Origin of the sequence: Arthrobacter sp. A5 (assembly GCF_051131705.1) — a bacterium.
Lineage (GTDB): Bacteria > Actinomycetota > Actinomycetes > Actinomycetales > Micrococcaceae > Arthrobacter_M.
Window position 1 is genome coordinate 1,500,271 of the sequence record NZ_CP180316.1, and the last position, 20,951, is coordinate 1,521,221.

Here is a 20,951-nt window from a genome sequence, read left to right on the forward strand (position 1 = left end):
GCTAACGGCAACAACGAAGGGATTCGAGTGACGACCGTGTCAGAACCAGGAACTGTTCCACAAGCAAGAACCATGCCGGGATCACCAGCAACGGCGGCGTTGGCGCCGGCGATAGAAATGGTCGGGGTGGCCAAGCGCTTCCGAACCCCGGACGGGGCCGGCTATACGGCGCTGAAGAATCTGGACCTGCGCGTGGAGCGGGGCGAGTTTTGCGCCGTCGTCGGGCCAACAGGGTGTGGAAAGTCGACGACGTTGACCCTCGCCGCCGGGATGGAACGGGCATCGGCGGGAAGCGTGAAGGTCTTCGGCAAGGAGGTCACCGGCATTACCCCGAACGCTGGGTTTATGTTCCAGACGGATGCCATCCTGCCGTGGCAGTCGGTGCTGGATAATGTTGCCGCGGGCCCGCGCTACCGCGGGACCTCCAAGAACGTGGCCTACCGGGATGCGCGGGACTGGATCCGCCGGGTGGGTCTGGCCGGATTCGAGACCAACTACCCGCACCAGCTCTCCGGCGGCATGCGCAAACGCGTGGCGCTGGCGCAGAACCTGATCAACGAACCGGAACTGCTGCTGATGGATGAGCCGTTCAGCGCCCTGGACGTGCAGACGCGCTCCAAGATGAGCACCGAACTGCTGGGGCTGTGGGAACAGAACAGGCCCGCCGTCGTCTTCGTCACCCATGATCTGGAGGAAGCCATCGCGCTGGCCGACCGAGTGGTGGTCATGACCGCCGGACCGGGAGGAGAGATCAAGGCGAACTACCCGATTGACCTGCCCCGGCCGCGGGTGGTGCAGGAGATCCGCTTTGATGCCAAATTCACCGAAATCTACCAAAACATCTGGGAGGCGCTCCGCGAGGAAGTGGACATTGCCTACGCGCAGACCACCCGCAGCGCCCCACCAACCGGAGAGGAAGCATCATGAGCGCCGACATCGCCCAAGCGGGCCATCAGGGGATTCCGGGGCCCCCGGAATTCGAGGAATTTGGCGGCACCCGGAGGCCCTCCAGAGCCGCCCACAAGACCCGGGTGATCGGCAGCCAGCTGGCGATCGTCATCGTTCTGCTCGGCAGTTGGGAACTGCTGGTGCGGGCCAACATACTGGACCCGCTGTTGTATGGGCAGCCCAGCGGCGTGGTGAACCAGATGTATGTCTGGCTTACGGAGGGCACCGTGAACGGATCGCTGGGGGAGCAGATCATGATCACGCTGGAGGAGGCGCTGATCGGTTTCGCGATCGGCACCGTTTTGGGCATCGTTTGCGGCGTGGCCCTAGGCCGGGTCGCCTTCCTGTCGGAGGTGTTCGGCCCGTTCATCAAGGTAGTCAACGCCATCCCGCGCATTGTGCTGGGCGCATCGTTCGTGGTCATGTTCGGACTGGGACTGATGTCCAAGGTACTGCTGGTCATTGTGCTGGTGTTCTTCGCCGTCTTCTTCAACGCTTTCCAGGGGACCCGCGAAGTGGACAAGAACTTCATCGCCAATGCCGCCATCCTCGGTGCCAGCAAATGGCAGGTCACCCGCCAGGTGGTCATTCCCTCCGCCGTCACCTGGATCATCGCCAGCCTGCACGTGGCCTTTGGCTTCGCCCTGATCGGGGCCATTGTTGGGGAGTTCCTGGGATCCCAGGCCGGGCTGGGCAACCTGATCCGGCAGGCGCAGGGCAACCTGAACCAGAACGGCATCTGGACCGCCATGCTGATCATCGCCGTCGTCGCCCTGATCGCGGAATGGCTGATCACCAAGCTGGAGATGCGCCTGCTGCGCTGGCGTCCGCCGCAGCACAGCGCCGACGCGGATCTGGCCGCCTTCTGACCCCACTGCCCCGCGGGCGAACCCGCTCCGAGGCCCAAACCGGTTCCAAGAACCACCATCTCAACGAGGAGAAAAATGTCTCACAAGATCACGTCCGGCGCCTTCACGTCCGGCAGAAAATGGATGGCCGGCGCGGGCATGGCTGTTGCACTGGCGGCCACCATGACCGGATGCGCCAACACCGCCAGCACCTCGGGCCAAGCACCCCAGCAGGTCGGGGATACCGCAGGCCAGCAGGTGAAGATCATGGTGGGAGGTCTGAACAAGCAGATCTACCTGCCGTTCAAACTGGCCGACCAGCTGGGCTACTACAAGGACGCCGGGCTGAACATCCAGCTCACGGATGAGCCCGCCGGTGTGGACGCGGAGACGAACATGATCTCCGGACAGGTGGACGGGGTGGGCGGATTTTACGACCACAACCAGGTCCTGCAAGCCAAAGGCAAGTCCACCGAGGCCGTGGTAACGATGCTCCAGGTGCCCGGTGAGGTGGAACTGTGCCGGACCGACCTCAAGGACAAGATCAAGTCCGCCGCGGACTGGAAGGGACTTAACCTCGGAATTACCGATTTGGGCTCCTCCACCGATTATCTGACCCAGTACATCGGCCAGAAAAACGGCGTGGCACCGACCGAAACACACCGGATCGGCGTCCAGGCCGGGGCCACCCTGATTGCCGCGATCGACCACAAAAACATCGACTGCGCCATGACCACGGAGCCGACCGTGTCCCAGCTGGTCAACACCAACAAGGCCTTCATCCTCTACGACTCGCGGACCCTTGCCGGAGCGCAGGAAACCTTCGGCGGCGCCTACCCCGCCACGTCGCTGTACATGACCACGGCGTATGTGGATGCGCATAAGGACGTCGTCCAAAAGCTCGCCGACGCCTACGTCAAGACGCTCAAGTTCATCGCGGACCACACGGCGGCCGAGATCACCGACAAGGTGCCGGCGGACTACTACGCCGGCGTCGGCAAGGACGCATACATCAAGGCACTGGATGCGGAAAAGGGGATCTACAGCCCGACCGGGCTCATGCCGGCGGACGGACCGAAGATCGTCAACGACGTGCTTCAGACCAACCCCGATGTCAAGGGCAAGACCATTGACCTGGCCAAGACCTTCACGAATGAGTTTGTGCAGGCGGCCAAGTAGACCGGAGTCAGGTCTGACAATGTCCCTGCGATAGGTGTGGTGGCGGCCCCGTCGGTTGGCGGGGCCGCCACTGTCTTTTTCCGTCGGCGGCTGCAGGAAACGTTAGCCAGCCATCGTCTGATATGTGTCCTTACGGGGAACGGCCCGCGGGACGCACATAGTACGAATGCAGAACCGTTGTACATCTGCCTCGCATAACGCACGCTTGCAGCACGTCTACTACAGTCCCGCTCAGCGTCTCTGACGGGTGGCCAGCTTGGCTCGATCATCAGTCGTGCCCAAGCCAACCGTGAGCCGGTCTTTTTGTCACGCCGCGCTCGCCGAGTCGCGGCCGTCGTCGATGCCGACGACTGAGAACGGCTGATCGAACTGGCAGAAGACAAGATGGATATCCATGCAGCCGGGAAATCACGGGAAGAAATGCATGGCACCAAAACGGAGCCGACGCCGTAAATGACGAGTGGCGAGTACGCACAGACGACTACCGCATCATTCGCGAGATTCACGACAATCAGTTGACAGTTCTAGTCCTCAGAGTCGGACATCGTCGAGAGATCTACGAGTCCCACTAGCGGAAAGCCATCCGGGCGAGCTGCTGGGCGGTTCTCAGGCGCACGGCAGATTTGGCGGAGCAGCACCTATGCGTCGTACCTCTGCTCCACCGTGAAGACGGCGTGCGAGTGCTCGGCTCCGAGACGGTCGAGCAGAGCGAGAGCCGCGGGCGACTCTCCGCTGTTGCGCAGAACCATGAGGGCGTCCAGGTCGCGCCACGTCGGCTGAAGGCGCCAAAAGCCGCCCTGACCGCGAAGGAGCTCCGCGCGAACGAGGCCATCGGGCTTCTGACCCGTATACAACTGGCTGAACCCATCAAGCAGCTCCTGCTCGCGCCCTGCCTTAATCGTCGTGTCTATAGCTGTAACGACCGGTGTGCTCACGAGGAATCTCGTCTCCGTTTCGGAGTTGCAAAAAGGCTAGCTCCATACTACTCAACGAGTCCCGTAAGCGGTCCTCCACTGGACGAATCCCCGGCTGACCTGCGCTCTTGAAGATCGGGCCGTGAACCGTCCCGTAAGACCCGTTATGCCGTTTCGACATAACGGGTCTAGTGCGTATCCGGTTAGCTCAGGTGTAGTTTGGGATTATGGCACGTCCGGACTTTCCGCGGTCGATTCTGGAGTTCCAGGGGAGGTTCGGTGACGAGTCGTCCTGCTTGGAATATTTGTTTGCCTGCCGATGGCCGGAGGGCTTTGTTTGCCCACGATGTCAGGGGCGTAAGGGCTGGCCCCTTTCGACGCGGATTCTTTGGGAATGTGCTGGCTGCCATCGCCAAACCTCGCAAACGGCCGGGATGGCGCTGCACAAGACCCATCTGCCGCTCCAGTACTGGTTTTGGGCGGCTTATCTGATGACGACCAGAACGCTCGGAATCTCCGCGGTGCAGCTACAGCGCCAGCTCGGGCTCAGCCGCTACGAGAGCGCGTGGACGATGCTGCACAAGCTGCCCCGTGCCATGGTCAACCCCGAGCGCACCTTGCTGACGGGGGAGGTCGAGGTTGATGAATGCGAGGTCGGCGGGGTGGAAAAGGGCCGGAGCGGCGGAGGCAGCCGGATGGCCAAAGCAGCCCATGTTGTTGTTGCTGTTGAGGTCCGCGGCCAGGGCTCCGGGCGTATTCGTATGCAGGTCATCCCGGAGGCGTCAGGACCAACTTTGTATAACTTCGTCCATGACACCGTGGCACCTGGAGCGGTTGTCCATACGGACGGATGGGGTCCGTATGTCCTGCTCGCGAAGAAGGGTTACGACCATCGGCCGCGATCCCAAAGGGCAGCCAAACGCACCGGGGACACTGAACCTGTCATGCCGCGTGTTCACAGAGCCATCAGCAACTTCAAGTCCTGGCTGCGAGGCACCCATCGCGCCGTGAGTAATGAGCACCTGCAGGTCTATCCGGACGAGTTCGTCTTTCGTTACAACCGGCGGCGCTCACCCATGTCAGCCTTCCAAAGCCTGCTCGGGCTCGAGTCGCACCATGACCCCACGACCTTCTGGGAAATCGTGGCACAAGGGCCCGGCACCACACGCCGAACCTGAGCTAACCGGATACGCACTACGGGTCTTATGCCGAGTCATTGATTATGCCGAGTGGGGTCCGGCGGCCTGTGTTCTTGCTGGTCAGGAGCGGTTTTGGGTGAACTACTTGGCATAACCGTGGGCTTGGGTTGATGCTTCTTGGATTAGATTTCGTCGATTTCAGGAGGCCGCGATGGACAGCAAGCGGCGAGTGGTGACGGAGGGCATCTCAAAGCTCGCGGATGACGCAGTAGAGGGGGATGCTGGAGAGGGGTATTGCGCTACGTGCTTCTCGAGCGGGGGGTCAGCGAGGCGACGGTGGCCTGCTATGAGCCTAGGGCTCGAAGGTTCCTCTCGCCGGTGCGAGGGGCTCGCGGACCTCGGCTCGGATCGGTTGACGGCCGCCGATGTGACTGCCTTTTTCGTGCGTGAGTGCCCGCTGCGTGGTGCCGCCGAGGCGCAGATGCAGGTGGTTGTTGTGCGTTCGGTGCTTCGTACCTCCATCTTGCCGGGCTGATCACGGCGCCGCTTGAGTGGGCGGTACCCGGGGTGGCCGCTGTCCGGGATCGGTCGTTGCCGCGTGCCTTCGAACCAGGGGTGATTGATGCACTCTTGGCTGGCCGTGATCGACGGGGGACGGTTGGCCGGCGCAACTACGCGATCTTGCAGTTGCTGGCCAGGTTGGGGCTGCGCTCAAGTGAGGTTGCCCGGATCAGTTTGGACGATGTGAACTGGCGTGCTGGCGGGATCCTCGTTCATGGCAAGGGCGGACGGGAAGACTTCTTGCCGCTGGCCGCCGATGTCGGAGAGGCGTTAGCGGGCTACCAGCAGCGTCGGCCATCGGCGCCTGGTGGTTGTAGGACATTGTTCTTGAAGGTGATGCCGCCGCCAGGGACGATGTCCGGGTATGCGGTCACAGCGGTCGCGCAAGATGCTTGCTGGCACGTGGGGATCGAGCGGTTCGGTGCTCACCGGCTGCGGCACGCAGCGGCGAGCCGGATGCTCGCCGCTGGAGCGTCACTGGACGAGATCGGGCAGGTGCCGCGCCACCGGGAGCGGCGAACCAGTAACGCGCTATGACGCAACTCACTGAGAATCTGAAGTAGCCCCAGTGGTTGACTGCAACGTAGCATTGGCGTCGTGGCTCACAACACGGCGGTCGAGTTGGCGGGGTTGCGTCGAGGACTGATCGCTTTCTGCTATCAGATGCTGGGATCGCACTTTGATGCGGAGGATGCCGCGCAGGACGTATTGGAGCGTGCCTGGCGGGCCCGGGACTCATTCGATTCGGAGCGCGCCTCGTTGGCGACTTGGTGCTTTCGTATCGCGCGGAACGTCTGCATCGACCGGCTCCGTGAGACTCCGCGCCGTCCGCTGCCGCGCGATCTTCTAGATCCCGGACTGGAGATCGGTGCACCCCTTGTGCCCGCCTTTGACGTCCCGTGGCTCATGCCGGCGCCGACCGAGTGGTGCATTACGTCTGACGTCGAGAAATCCGCTGAACGGGCGCAAGACGTCAGGCTTGCGGTGACGGCGATGCTTCAGAGATTGCCACCACGACAGCGCGGCGTCCTGGTGCTTCGAGACGTGCTGGACTTCACTGCGGCGGAAACGAGCGCCGTGCTTGAGATGAGCGTGGCATCTGTCAACTCCGCGTTGCGGCGTGCACGCGACGCGATTCGGAAGGGAGCGCCCCGGCGGCAGCCGCTGGCGCAGGGTGCCGTGGAGCGGTATGCGCGCGCGATTGAGCGAGCGGATGCGGACGAGCTGGCGTTGCTTGTAGCCGAGGACGTCGTCTTCGAGATGCCGCCGGTGCCGAACTGGACGCGCGGACGGGAGCCCTTACGCGCCTTCATGGAGCATCTGTTCTCCCGGCGTGGGACGGGATGGAGCACACACACGATCTCCGCCAATGGACAGCACGGCATTCTGCTCTACCGGGCAACGCCGCAGGCGCTGGAGCCGCACACCCTGCAGCTGTTCGACGGTGATGGTTTCGGAGCTATCGGACACGTGCTCGTCTACCAAGATGCACGACTTTTCGCTCTCTTCGAGCATGAGTTCTCGACGCACCGATGAGTTTGCCTGCTCTCGCCCGCATGAATTGGTGAAGCATTCATCTCACGGAGGAGCAGACATCATGGGACGGTTGATCGTTGCCCAATTCATAACCCTCGACGGCGTGGTGGAGGATCCCGACGGAAGCGATGGCACCGCATGCGGCGGTTGGGCAATGCGGTACGGCCCACAGGGGGTGGCCGGCGACAAGTTCCGGCTCGGCCCGATCCTGAATCAAGGTCTCCTGCTCTTCGGCCGCAGAACGTGGGAACATTTCAGCGCGCTATGGCCTACACGCGACGACCCGTTCTCCCAGGCGATGAATGCCGCCGCCAAAGTAGTCGTCACCCACCACGAAGTCGATCCAGCGGGGTGGGCCAACTCGAGCCGGATCCCCGAGCCGTTGGCAACCTGGGTGGCCGGCACTGTGCAGACGCGTGACATCGTCGTGATTGGAAGCGGCTCGATTGTCGCACAGCTCGCCGCCGCCGACCTCGTCGACGAGTACCGGCTGCTCACCTTCCCCGTTGCGGTCGGAGCAGGTCGTCGACTTTACCCCAACGGCGTACAACTGTGCCTTACCGCCGCGGAGCGCGTCGGACCGGCGACCCTTGCCATCTATACAGCTGAGGATGAGGCGGTATTATGATCCACTTCCGAGTCAGGTACGCAACACCCGAGGATCCCATCGAGTTCGAGCAGCACTACCGCCGTGTGCATGAGCCGCCGGCCCAGTCATTGCGGCGACGGTGCATGCGGCCTATCGCACACCGGGGCGGCCCCGATGAAGACCGAGACGGCGGCTTCGAGCACGGCGGCTGGCAAGACGGGTACGATTCCGCAGAGGACGGGGAAATCGTCGGGGAGTGGGAGAGCAGGACCGAGGCGCTGCTGCTCGGCCGCAGGACGTACGAGATCTTCGCCGGCTCGTGGGGCGCGTGGGACGAGAACGCCGAGGGCCTGCAGGGGGAGCTGACCAGGAGGTACAACCGCATCCCCAAGTACGTTGCGTCGTCCACGCTGACCGAGTTCGGCTGGCAGAACACGCAGCTCCTCGGCCCCGACGTTCCGGTCGCCGTGGCGAAACTGCGTGCGGCGCCCGGCGGCGAGATCCGCGTGTGGGGCAGCTCCGAGCTGATCAAGACGCTGGCCGAGCACGACCTGGTCGACGAGTACCGGCTCGTCGTCTACCCGATCGTGCTGGGCACCGGCAAGAGGCTGTTCTCCGACGGGTTCCCGCTCTCGAGACTCGCCCTGGTCGATACCCGCGCCCTGTCCTCGGGAGTGGTGATCAACATCTACCGGCGCTCCGACGCCGGCTGAGCCGAGGGACATCGACAAGATCGGGATGGTAGAACGTCGGCACTGACCCCAGATAGACGTCTCGGTCCAGGAGCTTGGTGTAGACAGACCCGTGTCGGCGCCTAATCCGAAGTTACGTGGACCTTTCGCTCTGATTCCCGCGAGTTTCTTGGCGAAAGGTCCATTTTCGGCCAATAACTGTAGACAGAATATTCGGCATGTCGTTACCGGTGCTGACCACACACGGGTGTAGTTTGTTGGTATGAGTCAGCAGGAGAAGCCGGTTCACGTAGTCAGAGTGAGGAAGTCCCACACTGACAAGCACGGCCTGGAACGCGATTACCGTTCGGCTTATCTGCGCCGCAGCTTCCGGGAGGGCGGGAAGGTCCGCAACGAGACGGTGGCGAACCTCTCGGCCCTGCCCGACCACGTCGTAGACCTGATCGAGGCCGGACTCAAGGGCCAGCACCTGGTCCCGGCCGATGCCGCGGCCACGATCCTGCGCTCCCGCCCGCACGGGCACGTCGCCGCGGTCACCGCGCAGGCGAAGGCCCTCGGGTTGCCGGCCCTGCTCGGGCCCGCCTGCCCGCAGCGGGACCTGGCCCTGGCTTTGGTGATCGCCCGGGTCTGCCGGCCCGGCTCGAAACTGGCCACCACACGATGGTGGGCCGACACCACCCTGGCCGTGGACCTCGGCCTCACCGCAGCCGGCACCGACGAGGTCTACGCCGCGATGGACTGGCTCGAGACCCGGCAGGAGAGCATCGAAAAGGCCCTGGCCAAAAAACACCTGTCCCCGGGGGCGAACCCGGACCGGCTGGCCCTGTTCGACCTGTCCTCCTCCTGGGTCACCGGGCACCACTGCCCGCTGGCCGCACGGGGCTACTCCCGGGACGGGAAGAAGGGACTGCCGCAGATCGAATACGGCCTGCTCACCGACCCGGAAGGCCGTCCCGTCTCCGTCCGGGTCGTGCCGGGGAACACGGCGGACCCGACCGCTTTCGAGGCCCTCGCGAAGGACCTCAAAACCCGGTATGGACTCCAGGAGATGGTCATGGTCGGGGACCGCGGCATGATCACCAGTGCCCGCATCGAGGCGCTGAAGGAACTCGGCGGCCTCGGCTGGGTCACCGCGCTGCGGGCCCCGGCGATCCAGGCGCCGGCCGCCGACGACGGGCCCCTGCAGATGTCCCTGTTCGATGAAACGAACCTGGCCGAGATCAGCCACCCGGACTATCCCGGCGAACGGCTGATCGCCTGCCGCAACCCCGCCCTCGCGGCCGAACGCTCACGCAAACGCGGCGACCTGCTCGCCGCGACCGATCAGGAACTGGCCAAAATCACCGCCGCCACCGAAGCGGGCAGGCTCAAGGACGCCGGGCGCATCGGGATCCGCGCCGGGAAAGTCGTCGGGAAATACAACATGGAAAAGCACTACAAACTCGACATCACCGATACCTCCTTCACCTACGCCCGCAACGAGGAGAACATCGCCGCCGAGGCGGCCCTGGACGGGATCTACATCATCCGCACCACCATCCCCGACAAGCAGATGGACGCCGCCAAAGTCGTGGCAACGTATAAGTCCCTGGCCAACGTCGAACGTGACTTCCGCTCCATCAAGGCCATCGACCTGGCCCTGCGCCCGATCCACCACCACACCGAAACCCGGGTCCGGGCGCACGTGTTCATCTGCATGCTCGCCGCCTACCTCACCTGGCACCTCCGCAAAGCGTGGGCGCCGCTGACCTTCACCGACGAACACCGCCCCGAACCGGCCGACCCCGTCGCCCCCGCACAACGCTCCACCGCCGCGCAGACCAAAGCCAGCCGGCGGACCACCGCCGACGGGGCCCCTGCCTACAGTTTCCGGGCCCTGCTCGAACACCTCGCCACCCTGACCCGCAACGACATCCGTTACGGCACCGACACCACGATGCCCGCAGTCCCGACGCTCGCGGCGCCCACACCCATCCAGCGCCGTGCCTTCGAACTCATCGGCCAAACCCTCCCGCTGAACCTGAAGTAGACAGAAGGAAGAAACCCCAAAACCACGAAATCTCCGCTGGAAGTCAAGGACGGCGGGGATTTCCCACGTCACCACCCACGTAACTTCGGCCTAATCCATGAACTCCGGCGCATTCAACGCTGCCAAGACTCCATTGGCAGCGCAGCCCATTGTCGCCGGACACTCCCTTGCGAGCTTATCAATCCTCACGGCGGTCGCCCGCCGCACGACTGACATGAAAATGACCGCTACGGCGTCGATCTCCACCAGGGCGTCTGGTCGTGCCAGACTGGCCACCGTGATGACGCTGATAGCCGTGCGATGGCCACCCCACACCGACTGTGAGGCGACGAATCCTGTCAGCGCGTCGACCCCAGCGACAAGATAAATGGTGAGCTGACGACGTGTTCGGGACCTGTCCCCGCTGCGGCGAGCACTGTGAGCACGTTTCGCATGGCCTGCCCGGACTGCGCCTCGATCCCCTCAAGCACCAGCGAGGACTGTCAGGACGGGAGGTGTCGAGGAAGATGGGGTGGCAGTCGGTTGCTGCGCGTTGGCGAAGTCCGTCGGTAGGCCGTGGACAAAGTTCGGATGGCCCGTTCCGGTCCCCGTCGCGCGGTGGCACCTGTCACATCCGCCCGACGCCAAGGAAGGTTAAACGCCGGACCTGGTTGGGGTCCTCGTTGGCTCTTGTGATAGTGACGATGTTTCCCCTTCCTGGCCGGAAAGCCGCGCCTGGAAGGGGAAAGGACGTTATCGGCGGACCTGCCGCGTTGGTATCGGATTCCTCAGATGCTTGAAGAGGGCGACAAGCAGCGCGCCAACTGCAAGGCCCGCGGGAACCAGCAGGTGCGCCCCGGCAAGCAGCAGCAGGCCGGCGGTGAGCACCAAGGAAACGACCCCAAGCCACCAGCCGAGGGAGAACCGATCGAGCAGCCGCACTGCCGCAAGCATTCCGAAGGAATACACCGCGACCATCGAGCTGGTGTGGATCAGGATGAAAGGCAGCAGGTCGAGTTCAGTGAAAACCAGGGCCGCGAGGTAGACGCCGGTCAGGGCGGCCACGACTACCAGGCTCCGCCTTGGTGCTTGCCCCGGTTCCACGCCGGCTGCGAGCCAACGAGGCAGGTCGCCGTCGCGGCCGAGGGAGGCCCCGAGCTTGGCGAACGCCCCGACGTACGCGTTCAGCACCCCGAGCGCCACCACCGCGGCGATCACCGCGACGATAATCCGGCCCGTTTCCCCAGCCGTGCTCGCGACCAGGGCCAGTAGCGGCACAGGGCTGCTGTCGGCCTTTGCTCCCAACACCCCGACGGTCATCAACTGCAGCGCGAGATAGGCCCCGCCGACTACTGCTACGGCGATGCCGGTTGCCAGCGGGATGGTGCGATGCGGATTCCTGAACTCTCCGGCCAGGTGTGTCACGGCTTCCCAGCCCGCAAACGCCCAGACAAACAGGCTCACGGCGTTTCCCACTCCTGCCCAACCATGCGGTAGAAAAGGCTCGAAGTGAGCCGGATCCATCGCCCGCGAACAGACGGCCACCACGCCGACCACTATGGCCACGAGTGCTGCGGTGAGGCCCAATTGGACAGGTCCCGAAACTCGAAGGCCGTAGGCGTTTGAGAGGAATGGCGGAACCAGGAGCACCACGGTGAGGACGACGACTGCCCAGCGCGGACCACCGAAGATCGCCACCAGATATGAGGCGCCCAAAACGGCAACGACCGGGGCGCCGACGCACACGCCAAAGAAGAACCAGTAGCCGGCCATCCGAGCGGCCGTCTTGCCTAGCGCAAGCCGGACAAACGTTGCGACGCCGCCGGCATCCGGGAACCGGGCTGCGAGCGCGGCAAACGTGCCCGCCAACGGAACCGAGAGCAGCAGGACGGCGGCTACCGCGAGGATGGATGCCGGCCCTGCGGAGTCCGCAGCGAGCCCGGGCAGGACCAGGATTCCTGTGCCCAGCACGGCGGAGATGTAGAGGGCGGAACCTTGAAGGACCCCGACAGTGCCGGTCGGCTGGACAGCAGCGGTGGGTCCCACAGTGCCGGTGCCTCCGGCGACGCGGGGCGAGGGAATGCGGGTTGTAGTTGAGCGTAGCCGGGTCATGCCCTCCATGGTTCCAGTGGCAAGGACTTGACGTCCACACAATTTCTGCCAACCCAGGACCGCATTCAGCCAATTAAGACCACCACTCGTCGGCGCAACTTGTGGTGCGGGGGACCGTTTCGACCGTTAGCCTCCGAGCTCCGATTCGAAGAAGGACGTCACGACCAAGCCGTAGCCAACAACATAAAGAAGTTCTTCCTACTTGAGGTGTCGCGAATGTCCTTCTCCGAAGTCCTCTGCACGGACGGACCCGTGATCGCGTGTTCTGGGCGTCCAAGACAGAATGGAGCCCGGAGTCGGTTGCCTAACGTGCCGCAGGCGATGCTTGGTGGTGGCGGTATTGGCGGTCGGCTCGTGCGAGGGTGCCACAGTCAGGGTGGCACCATTTCTGGTGGGGCCGAAACTGGCGGTGCAGGAACCCAGATGCTCGACCTCAGTCCGATCAGTGAATAGGCCGATCACGACGGCGGCTAGGTGGCCGATCAGCGGGTTGGTGGTTGGCGTTGTGGGCCCGAGACGGATGCTCAGCGTGGGTGGGTCGGCGCGTCCGGGCGGTATACGTCTTGTAAGCGGATCGGCTAACGGGCGAGAGCAAGTGTGAACTCAACAGGTTTCTCGCTGGGCATTCAGCATCTCCGGCAAGGCTGCGCTGCGCAGCTACTGGACCCTGGCGTTACGGGGCAACCAGGATCTCCGGTTCGAGCTGATCGATGTCTACGCGGGAGTGGAAACGATCGTCGTGCATTATCGCAACCAGCACGGAGTCATGATCAAGGAGGTGATGACCTTCCGAAATGGGCTTGTCATCATCGGTCACGCCACCCACCTGAAGCTCCCGGCCTGGCGTTGAGACCGGTCATGCCACCGGCTGGCGGAACAGCGGTTCCAGTTCAACCTGGCAACCCGAGACGGCATAAGCCACGTCCGGTTGCTACGACCGTGAGAATGGGGTGCAACTAGGGTGGTCTACGGCACCGCGAATAAGAACGGTCACCGAAGCGCGGCGTGGCTCGCGAAACGGCGAGGGCTGCAGCGGGGAGAGCGCCTCCCGATCGGTGAGAACGCGCTCCGCAGTGCGTCATGACGACCTTCGCCGGGGTCACTGAGCTGACTAGCGATTCTGGTGTGTCCTGAGGGCGCGGTTGAATGTTGCGGTCAACGCGAGCACGCAGAGCCAACCGGCCAGGAGCTAGGTGAGGCCGTTTACACCGAGGGCGGCGCGGTCGGGCCACTACGGCCGCCGCGTAATTAGTGAATGAGCAGTGGCATGATCTCATGACGACGCGCGGAACGGACGTGCAGGCCCTCTGTTCGGGTTCAGGATTTCGCGTGTTCGGCGTCGGACGACAAGGATCGCGGCGAGACGGTTCACGCCGAACGAGAGCAGGATTAGGCCGGTGGCGTAGAGAAGGTTCGCTCCGAGCAGTTCCGCCAGGGTGAAGAACCCGATGCGGATCGCGATAAACACGCCCCAGAGGATGAGACCTATACCGGTGAGGCGGTATTGCAGATTGGCTCCGGCAGTGCGGAATCGGGTCACGAAACCCATCGCGGTCCCTGTGATGGAGACGAGAACGAGTTCACCGACAATCAACCAGTCGCCCAGTACCCACCGGAAACCTTCCCACAATTCGCTTACCAGGTAGACGATCCCCAAGCAGATGACGATCAATGGCAGCCGCATCATCCTGTGCAGTTGCGCGGAACGCCAAATGAACTGGCGGACGATCATGATCGCTATCCCCACCGTGATCGACACATCATCTAGTGTGCTGTTGATGGCTCTCCAGTCCCAACCCATACCCACTCCTATTCCATCACTAGTGATGTATCTAAAACTGTATCACTAGTGATTTAATATAGGTATGCGTGTTGCTGACCTACACCGCTTGGCTCGAGCTCTACGGGAGATTGCACTCTTAGCCACCGAGAACATCGGGTCCGACGCGGTCAATGCCGGGGAACTCGCGGTCATCGAGGACATCGCGCGCTATCCCGACAGCACCGTCAGTGACGTCACCAAGCGCACCGGTCTCGCACAGAGTCTCGTGTCACGCATCGTCCGCGTCATGAATGATGCAGGAGTGATAAGTATCCGTGCCGACTTGATCGATCGACGCAAGAACCGGCTCAACATCGAACCAGCCGCCAGACCTCTCATCCTCACCCGCGCGAACAACACAATCACCGACGCTCTCATCGCTCGAACCCCCCGACTCAGTCCTGAGGAGCGCGCAGCCCTTGAGCACCATTTGTCAAAGGCTGCGGCCCTTGTGAACAAGGGGTCGTCACCCGGCCCATCAGAATGACCCTCGCAGGTGCTCCGATCCTGAACACCAGGCCGGTTGCCAGCCAGTGCTTCGAGCGGGACTAAAGAGATGCTTCTTGTCGGATTACCTCTAGTGAGACAAAATCGAGCGTCTTGACGCTGCGTTGCGATGTGACCCGACGAGAAGACATCGGCGCTGCCACCGCGCAGACACCGGGACATCGTTCTTGCGGTTGGTCAATAGCTTAGGCCCCTCCAAGGAGTGCCGACGCCGGCAACGCTATTGCCTCTGCTGTGCACCGGTGGCAGGGTGGCGACATGACGATCGAAGTCCTTCCCGCAACGATGTTCGATGACGTGAGGGCGATGGTGGGACCAAAGCGGCCTGATGCAAATGTGTGCTGGTGTCTCAGCTATCGCATCCAGTCCAAGCAGAACAGTGCGCTGCGCGGTCCGGAGAGGGGAGCTCTCGTCAAGGAACTGGTCGGTCAAGATCCTCCCCCCGGAGTGCTGGCGTATGAAGGCGATGAGGTTGTGGGGTGGGCCGGCGTGCATCCGCGCGCCGACACCAGCTTCGCCCGAAACCGCAAGATCCCGCATGTGGACGACCTTGATGTATGGTCCGTCTGGTGCATCAGGGTCCGACCGGGGCACCGCGGTAAAGGCATATCGCACCACCTGTTGGCGGGCGCCGTTCAATTCGCTCTCGATCAGGGGGCACCGGCGATCGAGGGCTATCCGGTCGACAACCACGGCGAGAAGGTCGACCTCACCATGGCCTACGTGGGTACTCGTGCACTGTTCGAACGGGGCGGATTCACCCAGGCCGCTGTGACTGACTCGGTTCACATCGGATTCCCGCGCGTACTCATGCGGCGTGAGTTGTATTGAGTGGAACGGAGATAGCGCTTTGGCTCAAAGGCCAGGACCTGACAGTGGACGATGCCGTCCTGGTCGACCTCGATGGTGCGGCGGCCGCACATCGTTTTTCCACGTCCAAGAAATCGCTGAGGTCCTTCAGGTGCTGACACCAGAACCTGTCGTACGGGGAGAGCCAGGAGACGGCCTCGCGCAAGGGTCCAAGGGCCAACCGGTATCGGCGTTCGCGGCTATGGCTCCAGCGGGCTGGGGTCCATTCATTCAGAGGGTGTCGAGGATCTGTCGGCGGTCCGGACTGGTCAACGACGCTAATAGCGTGTCGACTGCGGTCGTGGACGACTCACATGCCAGTCGGCGGCGGTCCAGCCAGCACAATAGCCTTACCATCCGGGTCATCGAAAGTGGCGAAACACCCCCATACCGCATCTTGCAGTCCGTCTACGGTCACTCCGGCCTGCTTGAGCCCAATGATGTCTCCGTCGATGTCGCTAGTCTGCAGGACTAGGCCCTTGGTACTGCCGGGGGCATGGTAGGGAACCAGCTGACCAGTGTGATGCCGGTATGTGAACCGGCCGGATCCACCTAGAGCCACCGCTGATCGGAGCCCATCGGGTTATCCCGGATCACCTTCAAGCCGAAAGGCATCGACGTAGAACGCTTTCGCCCTCTCCTGGTCCGACACCGGCAGCGTCAGCACCTGAATCCTGTTGATGTTCATACCGTTAACAATATGTACCGACCCGAGTACGCCTGCCTCAGCGAGGAGCTGGTCGACCGGCCTTCTGCCGCCCGAAGGCACCCGCCTCAACGACAGCCTGCAGCCTATCCTGGTCCATGTCATCACCTTGACCCTCGCGAGGAATACGGTGGCGTTCCAATTTACGCTCGTGAGAAATACGGCGGCGTTCCTCCTCATGTTCGCGAGAAATACGGCGGCCTTCCAATTCTTCTCTGAGGCACTCCTCCCTAAAGTGCCAAAACTGCCAGAATGCATAATCGTTGTTCATCATGACTTGAGCTCTCCTTCAACGCTCGATCGCCGGCGCACGTCTGCCTGCGAGTTCTCAAACCGTTACATCCGTACGACGACCCAAACCCGTGAAAAGGACATCCTGACGGCGGATTCTCGGCTCCAACTCGTCCGGGAACTAGGGCGGGCGCCGGTGACGATGACGCACACAGTCGGTCTAGGGCCTCCAGGGCAATGCGCTATGACGGTAGAACACCGGTTTGAGTGCGGCGCAGGGTTCGATGCCGGTGCTGCCGATCACGTGGGCAAGTTGGACAACGTCGGCGGAGCTGGCTTCGACTCGGCGCCGCGCCGGTGTAGCTGTCCGTTGTTAATGCCCGCCGGCGTGGTTTTTCAACCAACTCGCTCAACCGGCTGTGTGCAACTTCAGCCGACCATCGGGATGTACAAGATGCATGGTGGTCCTTCTTTCGGTTCGTGTCCTGCTTGGGACACCGATCAGTGAATGTCCAATGAAATGCTGGAGTAACCCATGCTGTGCAGCGAGCCGGCGGTCAAGGGCTCCTCGAATCGAACGGCGCTCCCGCTGCGTCACGGCATGGTAGGCGCGGGGTGTGGAGAATCAGGAGGAGGGGCGCTGCGGCAAGAGCACTACGAAGGTTTCCATGCATCGATCATGCTCCGATTCAACGGCAATCAGCAGTGGCAGAGACGACCACTTTCACTAAATTTCTGCCATAATGGACATATGTTGCGCTCCGTTGCCGTGATTGCCCTCCCCGGTCTGTCCCCGTTCGAATTCGGAGTGGTTTGCGAGGTATTCGGCCTGGACCGTTCTGATCAAGGCACCGGCCTGCCCGCCTTCGACTTCAGGGTCTGCACTCCTTGCCCGGGACTGCTCCAAACGGACATCGGGTTCTCGATCCTGGTGGAGTACGGTCTCGATGCCGCTGACGATGCAGATTTGGTGATCATGGCGCCTTATCACAGCGGTGCGCCCGCGCCGCCGGCGGTAATCGACCTGCTGCGGCGTGCCGACTCCCGCGGAGCCCGCATTCTCTCGGTCTGCAGCGGCGCGTTCGCCCTGGCAGAAGCCGGCATTCTGGACGGACGACGTGCCACTACGCATTGGAAACATTCCCGCCAACTCGCGGCCGATTTTCCGCAAGTGACCGTTGATGAGAACGTTCTCTATGTGGAGGACGGAAACGTGATTACCAGTGCAGGGACCGCCGCCGGCATCGACGCCTGCCTGCACCTGATCAGGACCGAGTTCGGCGCCAAGGCCGCGTCCACCATCGCGCGCGGAATGGTGGTGCCACCGCACCGCGACGGCGGGCAGGCACAGTACATCGACCGGCCCGTCCCAGTGCAGCGCGGCGACACGATGGAGAAACTCCTGGTGTGGATGGCCGAACACCTGAATGCCGAGCTTCCGGTCAGCAGGCTCGCGTCCAGGATGCACATGTCCGAACGAACATTCGCACGGCGGTTCCGGGCCGAAACCGGTGCCACGCCTGGCGCCTGGGTGAATTCGCAGCGTCTGCTCAGGGCGCAGACCCTGCTTGAGGAAACAGACCTCACTATCGACGCCATCGCAAGCGCCGCCGGCTTCGGGCAGGCTGTCCTGCTGCGGCACCACTTCCACAAGAGTCTGGGGATCAGTCCCGCCGCATACCGGCGAACATTCCAAGGGCACAGGGAACCTACCGCGGCAGCAGTCTAAGCCTCGATGGCGGGGTGGCAGGGCATGGCAGCCGCGTGCTCACCAAATCAAGCGTCAACCGAGCGACACGGCCTTGGCCTAGGGTCAGAGCCTGCGAGCACGTGGTGAATGTGCCACACTCGTGCCCCAAGTTCGTGCTAAAGACTGACGTCGAAATTCACAACGCGGTCCTTGGAGTGCAGTGAAGGTATTTCCGTCTTGATCCAGAAGGCAACACCTACGCCTCCCGCGGGGTTTCACTCAGTCGAGAAGGATTCCCTGATCATGCAAACGTTTGAATACCCCGGCACCCCCGGAATCATCCAGCAACACTATTTCCCCAGCACAGAAGCACCATTCGTCGCGTAACACGCACTGTGACGGGCACTCTCATGAAAACCCCGGGCTAATGCTGTTCTCGCGCGCAAGGGGACGTCTGATGCTCGTTCAAGACATCATTGAGCTGTGCGTGTTCCCAGCAGCTCAGCCGTTGCGCCTGCTGTCTCTCTGCTGAAAGTGCAGCACATTCCGGCGGTCTGTGTGGTGAGCCCGATGCCGGATCGAATCAACTCATCCCGGATCGGTCAGCGAGTCGACTCGCGGGAGGCTGCCCCGGCCTGCGCGGCTGACGGTCGTGGTCGGTGGACTCTCCAGGCAGGCATCGGGTGGCTGCGCGCTTGGAGGGGGATGACTACGCATGAGCAGCGTGTGTGCCGATCGCGGTGGGACGTTGCGCCCGCGCGAGGGCGAGAGGTGATTCGCCGGCGTACCGACGTACTTCTCTTGAGAAATGGCTCTGGTCTGAGAGCCCGTGACGCGCGGCGAGCTCCGCGAGACTCCATCTCTCCAGTTCTGCGTGGATACGTTCGAACCTGATCACTTGTGCGACGCCCTTTGGCGAAATGCCGGTCACATCATCGAACCTCTTGCTGAGATGCCGCACACTCCAGCCTGAGCGTTGCGCGAGTGCTGCAATCCGTATTTGGCCGCCCGTGCGCTGCAGTTCCGCCCACGCCCACTCCGTTAAGGCATCAGCTGCCGGTCCGTACCCGGCGTGTTGGATGAGTTCGTCGATCACGATCGTGAAACGTTGGTGCCACCCCGGCGCACCGGCGAGCCGATCGGGCAGGTCGCGTTCCCAGCGCGGCACGAGGTCTGCCAGCGGCGTGACGTGCCCGGCGGTCTCCCGGCCCGGAACGCCCAGCAGGCGGTAGGCACCCAAAGGAGTCAGGTAGATCTGCACCGGTGCGTGGCGGTCGAAGAAAACTGTCCGCACCGGGCCGAGCATCAACCCGGCAAGAAAAGCACCATGAGCAATTTCCGTCCCCGCGACCGCGTGGAGTTCCCGGACGAGAAGCGGTGCTGTGAACGAAATCTCTAGCAGGAGAAGGCTGCCGGCAGGTTGCACCCGGTCGCGCCCTCTCGGAGGGGCGATCTCGTCGTAGCCCACGATCCCCGCGACGAGCCCGCGTAATCGGCGGGGCACAGGGTGCCTGACGATCGTCGGCCCGAACCCGCTCACAGTCTGCACTCCGTTCGATGCCAATTTTTTCAAGACCGAACGGCTTTCGTGATCATACCGTCGTAAGACAACGAGGAAAGGACGTCACTATGGGCACGTTGGTCATGATCGAGTTTCTGACGGTCGACGGGGTTATGCAAGGGCTTGGGTCTCCGCAGGAAGACACGGAAGGCGGGTTCACACACGGAGGCTTGGGCGCGCCCTATGCCCAGTGCATCCACCAGGTCACCGCCTCGTCGGGGCTCGGGAATACCTCGAGCTACCTGCTCGGACGCAAGACCTACCAGAAAATGGACGCGTTCTGGCCCCACCAGCCGGCCGAGAACCCCATCGCCGCCCATCGGAATGCTACTCCCAAGTACGTAGCGTCTCGGACCCTGACCGACGCAACATGGGCCGGGACGCGGATCCTCTCGTCCGGGGTCTCCGCCGCGGTGAGAGAACTCAAGACAACCGTCGAAGGGGACATCGCGGTACTGGGCAGCGGTGTATTCTGCCGGGAGCTGCTCGCCGAGGACCTGGTCGACGAAATCCGTCTTTTCATCCATCCATTACTTCTGGGAGCTGGCAAGCGCCTGTTCGGCGAGCTACCGGCACCGCGCCACCTCGCGCTGAGGTCAGTCGCACAGACAGACCTTGGGACCGTCGCCCTCGTTTACAGCGTACGGCCGTGAACGCGCATCATCCGCCGCAGGCCATGACACGGTCAGCTGCCCTCGAATCCGCTGATATCGGATCAAGCTTCATATCGGGCCGGATCCGGATGTGAGAAACAACGGCGGCTCAATAGCCGTCGCCGGGCTCGTCAATTTTCAGCACCGCGCCACCCGAAACTTCCGTAACCGGGACCATTACGGCTACGGATGCTCCTGGTCACCGGGTCCGAGTCATGTCAGCATCACTTTGCCCCACCACAGGTACCAAGAGCCGGGACGATACGGCGCACCTCGACGAGAATTCCCAAGGGCGGCTCATGCTGCCGTGGAACCGGCGCCCCGGGGCCGTTTCCGGCGAGGGACAGCAGGTGGAAGCGAAGCAGAAACCACGAGCCCTGCTACCGTGGAGCTGTCCGGCGTCGCT

The 20,951-nt window shown here is 62.9% G+C and carries 21 protein-coding genes; 14 read left to right on the forward strand and 7 right to left on the reverse strand.

Annotated elements, in window-relative coordinates:
• Window positions 1–72 precede the first annotated feature (72 nt).
• The 4 genes from ACLLJI_RS06750 (at window position 73) to ACLLJI_RS06765 (ending at window position 3,547) form a co-directional block, all read left to right on the forward strand.
• The gene (locus ACLLJI_RS06750) at window positions 73–927 is read left to right on the forward strand and encodes an ABC transporter ATP-binding protein (RefSeq protein WP_434619436.1); all 855 of its coding nucleotides are present in this window, start codon (window positions 73–75) and stop codon (window positions 925–927) included.
• Complete coding sequence (locus ACLLJI_RS06755) at window positions 924–1,817, forward strand: ABC transporter permease (RefSeq protein ID WP_434619439.1); 894 nt, start codon at window positions 924–926, stop codon at window positions 1,815–1,817. Before ACLLJI_RS06750 ends, ACLLJI_RS06755 begins: the two co-directional genes overlap by 4 nt.
• A 75-nt stretch (window positions 1,818–1,892) precedes the next feature.
• The gene (locus ACLLJI_RS06760; RefSeq protein WP_434619442.1) at window positions 1,893–2,975 is read left to right on the forward strand and encodes an ABC transporter substrate-binding protein; all 1,083 of its coding nucleotides are present in this window, start codon (window positions 1,893–1,895) and stop codon (window positions 2,973–2,975) included.
• A gap of 407 nt (window positions 2,976–3,382) precedes the next feature.
• On the forward strand, window positions 3,383–3,547 hold the full coding sequence (locus ACLLJI_RS06765) for a type II toxin-antitoxin system RelE family toxin (protein WP_434621310.1): 165 nt from the start codon (window positions 3,383–3,385) through the stop codon (window positions 3,545–3,547).
• Between the two features lie 66 nt (window positions 3,548–3,613).
• Here the strand turns inward: ACLLJI_RS06765 and ACLLJI_RS06770 are convergent, their stop codons facing one another.
• A complete protein-coding gene (locus tag ACLLJI_RS06770) occupies window positions 3,614–3,910 on the reverse strand; it encodes a hypothetical protein (RefSeq protein ID WP_434619445.1) in 297 nt (98 codons plus the stop codon).
• A gap of 206 nt (window positions 3,911–4,116) precedes the next feature.
• Here ACLLJI_RS06770 and ACLLJI_RS06775 point away from each other — a divergent pair, with 206 nt between their 5' ends.
• The 6 genes from ACLLJI_RS06775 (at window position 4,117) to ACLLJI_RS06800 (ending at window position 10,435) form a co-directional block, all read left to right on the forward strand.
• Window positions 4,117–5,067, forward strand: a complete 951-nt coding sequence (locus ACLLJI_RS06775; protein ID WP_434619448.1) for an IS1595 family transposase — start codon at window positions 4,117–4,119, stop codon at window positions 5,065–5,067.
• Window positions 5,068–5,643: 576 nt separating this feature from the next.
• Window positions 5,644–6,126 (forward strand): tyrosine-type recombinase/integrase, encoded by a 483-nt coding sequence (locus tag ACLLJI_RS06780; protein WP_434619451.1) that lies wholly within the window; start codon window positions 5,644–5,646, stop codon window positions 6,124–6,126.
• A gap of 60 nt (window positions 6,127–6,186) precedes the next feature.
• Entirely contained in the window at window positions 6,187–7,125 is a 939-nt protein-coding gene (locus ACLLJI_RS06785; RefSeq protein WP_434619454.1) for an RNA polymerase subunit sigma-70, read from the forward strand.
• A 61-nt stretch (window positions 7,126–7,186) separates the two neighbouring features.
• Window positions 7,187–7,753, forward strand: coding sequence for a dihydrofolate reductase family protein (locus ACLLJI_RS06790; protein ID WP_434619456.1), 567 nt, complete (start codon window positions 7,187–7,189; stop codon window positions 7,751–7,753).
• The gene (locus ACLLJI_RS06795; RefSeq protein WP_434619459.1) at window positions 7,750–8,427 is read left to right on the forward strand and encodes a dihydrofolate reductase family protein; all 678 of its coding nucleotides are present in this window, start codon (window positions 7,750–7,752) and stop codon (window positions 8,425–8,427) included. The genes ACLLJI_RS06790 and ACLLJI_RS06795 overlap by 4 nt, the downstream gene beginning before the upstream one ends.
• Before the next feature lie 277 nt (window positions 8,428–8,704).
• A complete protein-coding gene (locus tag ACLLJI_RS06800; RefSeq protein WP_434619462.1) occupies window positions 8,705–10,435 on the forward strand; it encodes an IS1634 family transposase in 1,731 nt (576 codons plus the stop codon).
• A gap of 732 nt (window positions 10,436–11,167) precedes the next feature.
• Here ACLLJI_RS06800 and ACLLJI_RS06805 read toward each other — a convergent pair.
• The 3 genes from ACLLJI_RS06805 to ACLLJI_RS06815 form a co-directional block, all read right to left on the reverse strand.
• The gene (locus ACLLJI_RS06805) at window positions 11,168–12,535 is read right to left on the reverse strand and encodes an APC family permease (protein WP_434619465.1); all 1,368 of its coding nucleotides are present in this window, start codon (window positions 12,533–12,535) and stop codon (window positions 11,168–11,170) included.
• A 664-nt stretch (window positions 12,536–13,199) separates the two neighbouring features.
• Window positions 13,200–13,343 carry a hypothetical protein gene (locus ACLLJI_RS06810; protein ID WP_434619468.1) on the reverse strand — a complete coding sequence of 48 codons (144 nt, stop codon included), beginning with the start codon at window positions 13,341–13,343 and terminating at the stop codon, window positions 13,200–13,202.
• A 456-nt stretch (window positions 13,344–13,799) separates the two neighbouring features.
• Window positions 13,800–14,327: a hypothetical protein gene (locus ACLLJI_RS06815; RefSeq protein WP_434619470.1), complete on the reverse strand. Its 528-nt coding sequence runs from the start codon at window positions 14,325–14,327 to the stop codon at window positions 13,800–13,802.
• Between the two features lie 64 nt (window positions 14,328–14,391).
• Between ACLLJI_RS06815 and ACLLJI_RS06820 the strand changes: the two genes are divergently transcribed.
• A complete protein-coding gene (locus tag ACLLJI_RS06820) occupies window positions 14,392–14,835 on the forward strand; it encodes a MarR family winged helix-turn-helix transcriptional regulator (protein ID WP_434619473.1) in 444 nt (147 codons plus the stop codon).
• A gap of 278 nt (window positions 14,836–15,113) precedes the next feature.
• Window positions 15,114–15,686, forward strand: a complete 573-nt coding sequence (locus ACLLJI_RS06825; RefSeq protein ID WP_434619476.1) for a GNAT family N-acetyltransferase — start codon at window positions 15,114–15,116, stop codon at window positions 15,684–15,686.
• A gap of 601 nt (window positions 15,687–16,287) precedes the next feature.
• Here ACLLJI_RS06825 and ACLLJI_RS06830 read toward each other — a convergent pair.
• Window positions 16,288–16,392, reverse strand: coding sequence for a VOC family protein (locus ACLLJI_RS06830; RefSeq protein WP_434619479.1), 105 nt, complete (start codon window positions 16,390–16,392; stop codon window positions 16,288–16,290).
• A gap of 37 nt (window positions 16,393–16,429) precedes the next feature.
• Window positions 16,430–16,684, reverse strand: coding sequence for a hypothetical protein (locus ACLLJI_RS06835; protein ID WP_434619482.1), 255 nt, complete (start codon window positions 16,682–16,684; stop codon window positions 16,430–16,432).
• A gap of 708 nt (window positions 16,685–17,392) precedes the next feature.
• Here ACLLJI_RS06835 and ACLLJI_RS06840 point away from each other — a divergent pair.
• Window positions 17,393–18,370 carry a GlxA family transcriptional regulator gene (locus ACLLJI_RS06840; RefSeq protein WP_434619485.1) on the forward strand — a complete coding sequence of 326 codons (978 nt, stop codon included), beginning with the start codon at window positions 17,393–17,395 and terminating at the stop codon, window positions 18,368–18,370.
• Between the two features lie 670 nt (window positions 18,371–19,040).
• Here ACLLJI_RS06840 and ACLLJI_RS06845 read toward each other — a convergent pair.
• The gene (locus ACLLJI_RS06845; protein ID WP_434619488.1) at window positions 19,041–19,904 is read right to left on the reverse strand and encodes a helix-turn-helix transcriptional regulator; all 864 of its coding nucleotides are present in this window, start codon (window positions 19,902–19,904) and stop codon (window positions 19,041–19,043) included.
• 56 nt (window positions 19,905–19,960) lie between these two features.
• Here ACLLJI_RS06845 and ACLLJI_RS06850 point away from each other — a divergent pair, with 56 nt between their 5' ends.
• Window positions 19,961–20,545 (forward strand): dihydrofolate reductase family protein, encoded by a 585-nt coding sequence (locus ACLLJI_RS06850; RefSeq protein ID WP_434619491.1) that lies wholly within the window; start codon window positions 19,961–19,963, stop codon window positions 20,543–20,545.
• Window positions 20,546–20,951 lie beyond the last annotated feature (406 nt).

Excerpts from the sequence above, each read along its gene's own strand:
- ACLLJI_RS06835 (WP_434619482.1), bottom strand. The coding sequence starts at position 16,684 with ATGATGAACAACGATTATGCATTCTGGCAGTTTTGGCACTTTAGGGAG.
- ACLLJI_RS06795 (WP_434619459.1), top strand. The coding sequence starts at position 7,750 with ATGATCCACTTCCGAGTCAGGTACGCAACACCCGAGGATCCCATCGAG.
- ACLLJI_RS06805 (WP_434619465.1), bottom strand. The coding sequence starts at position 12,535 with ATGGAGGGCATGACCCGGCTACGCTCAACTACAACCCGCATTCCCTCG.
- ACLLJI_RS06825 (WP_434619476.1), top strand. The coding sequence starts at position 15,114 with ATGACGATCGAAGTCCTTCCCGCAACGATGTTCGATGACGTGAGGGCG.
- ACLLJI_RS06815 (WP_434619470.1), bottom strand. The coding sequence starts at position 14,327 with ATGGGTTGGGACTGGAGAGCCATCAACAGCACACTAGATGATGTGTCG.
- ACLLJI_RS06755 (WP_434619439.1), top strand. The coding sequence starts at position 924 with ATGAGCGCCGACATCGCCCAAGCGGGCCATCAGGGGATTCCGGGGCCC.
- ACLLJI_RS06840 (WP_434619485.1), top strand. The coding sequence starts at position 17,393 with ATGTTGCGCTCCGTTGCCGTGATTGCCCTCCCCGGTCTGTCCCCGTTC.
- ACLLJI_RS06775 (WP_434619448.1), top strand. The coding sequence starts at position 4,117 with ATGGCACGTCCGGACTTTCCGCGGTCGATTCTGGAGTTCCAGGGGAGG.
- ACLLJI_RS06790 (WP_434619456.1), top strand. The coding sequence starts at position 7,187 with ATGGGACGGTTGATCGTTGCCCAATTCATAACCCTCGACGGCGTGGTG.
- ACLLJI_RS06850 (WP_434619491.1), top strand. The coding sequence starts at position 19,961 with ATGGGCACGTTGGTCATGATCGAGTTTCTGACGGTCGACGGGGTTATG.
- ACLLJI_RS06760 (WP_434619442.1), top strand. The coding sequence starts at position 1,893 with ATGTCTCACAAGATCACGTCCGGCGCCTTCACGTCCGGCAGAAAATGG.
- ACLLJI_RS06820 (WP_434619473.1), top strand. The coding sequence starts at position 14,392 with ATGCGTGTTGCTGACCTACACCGCTTGGCTCGAGCTCTACGGGAGATT.
- ACLLJI_RS06750 (WP_434619436.1), top strand. The coding sequence starts at position 73 with ATGCCGGGATCACCAGCAACGGCGGCGTTGGCGCCGGCGATAGAAATG.
- ACLLJI_RS06830 (WP_434619479.1), bottom strand. The coding sequence starts at position 16,392 with ATGAACATCAACAGGATTCAGGTGCTGACGCTGCCGGTGTCGGACCAG.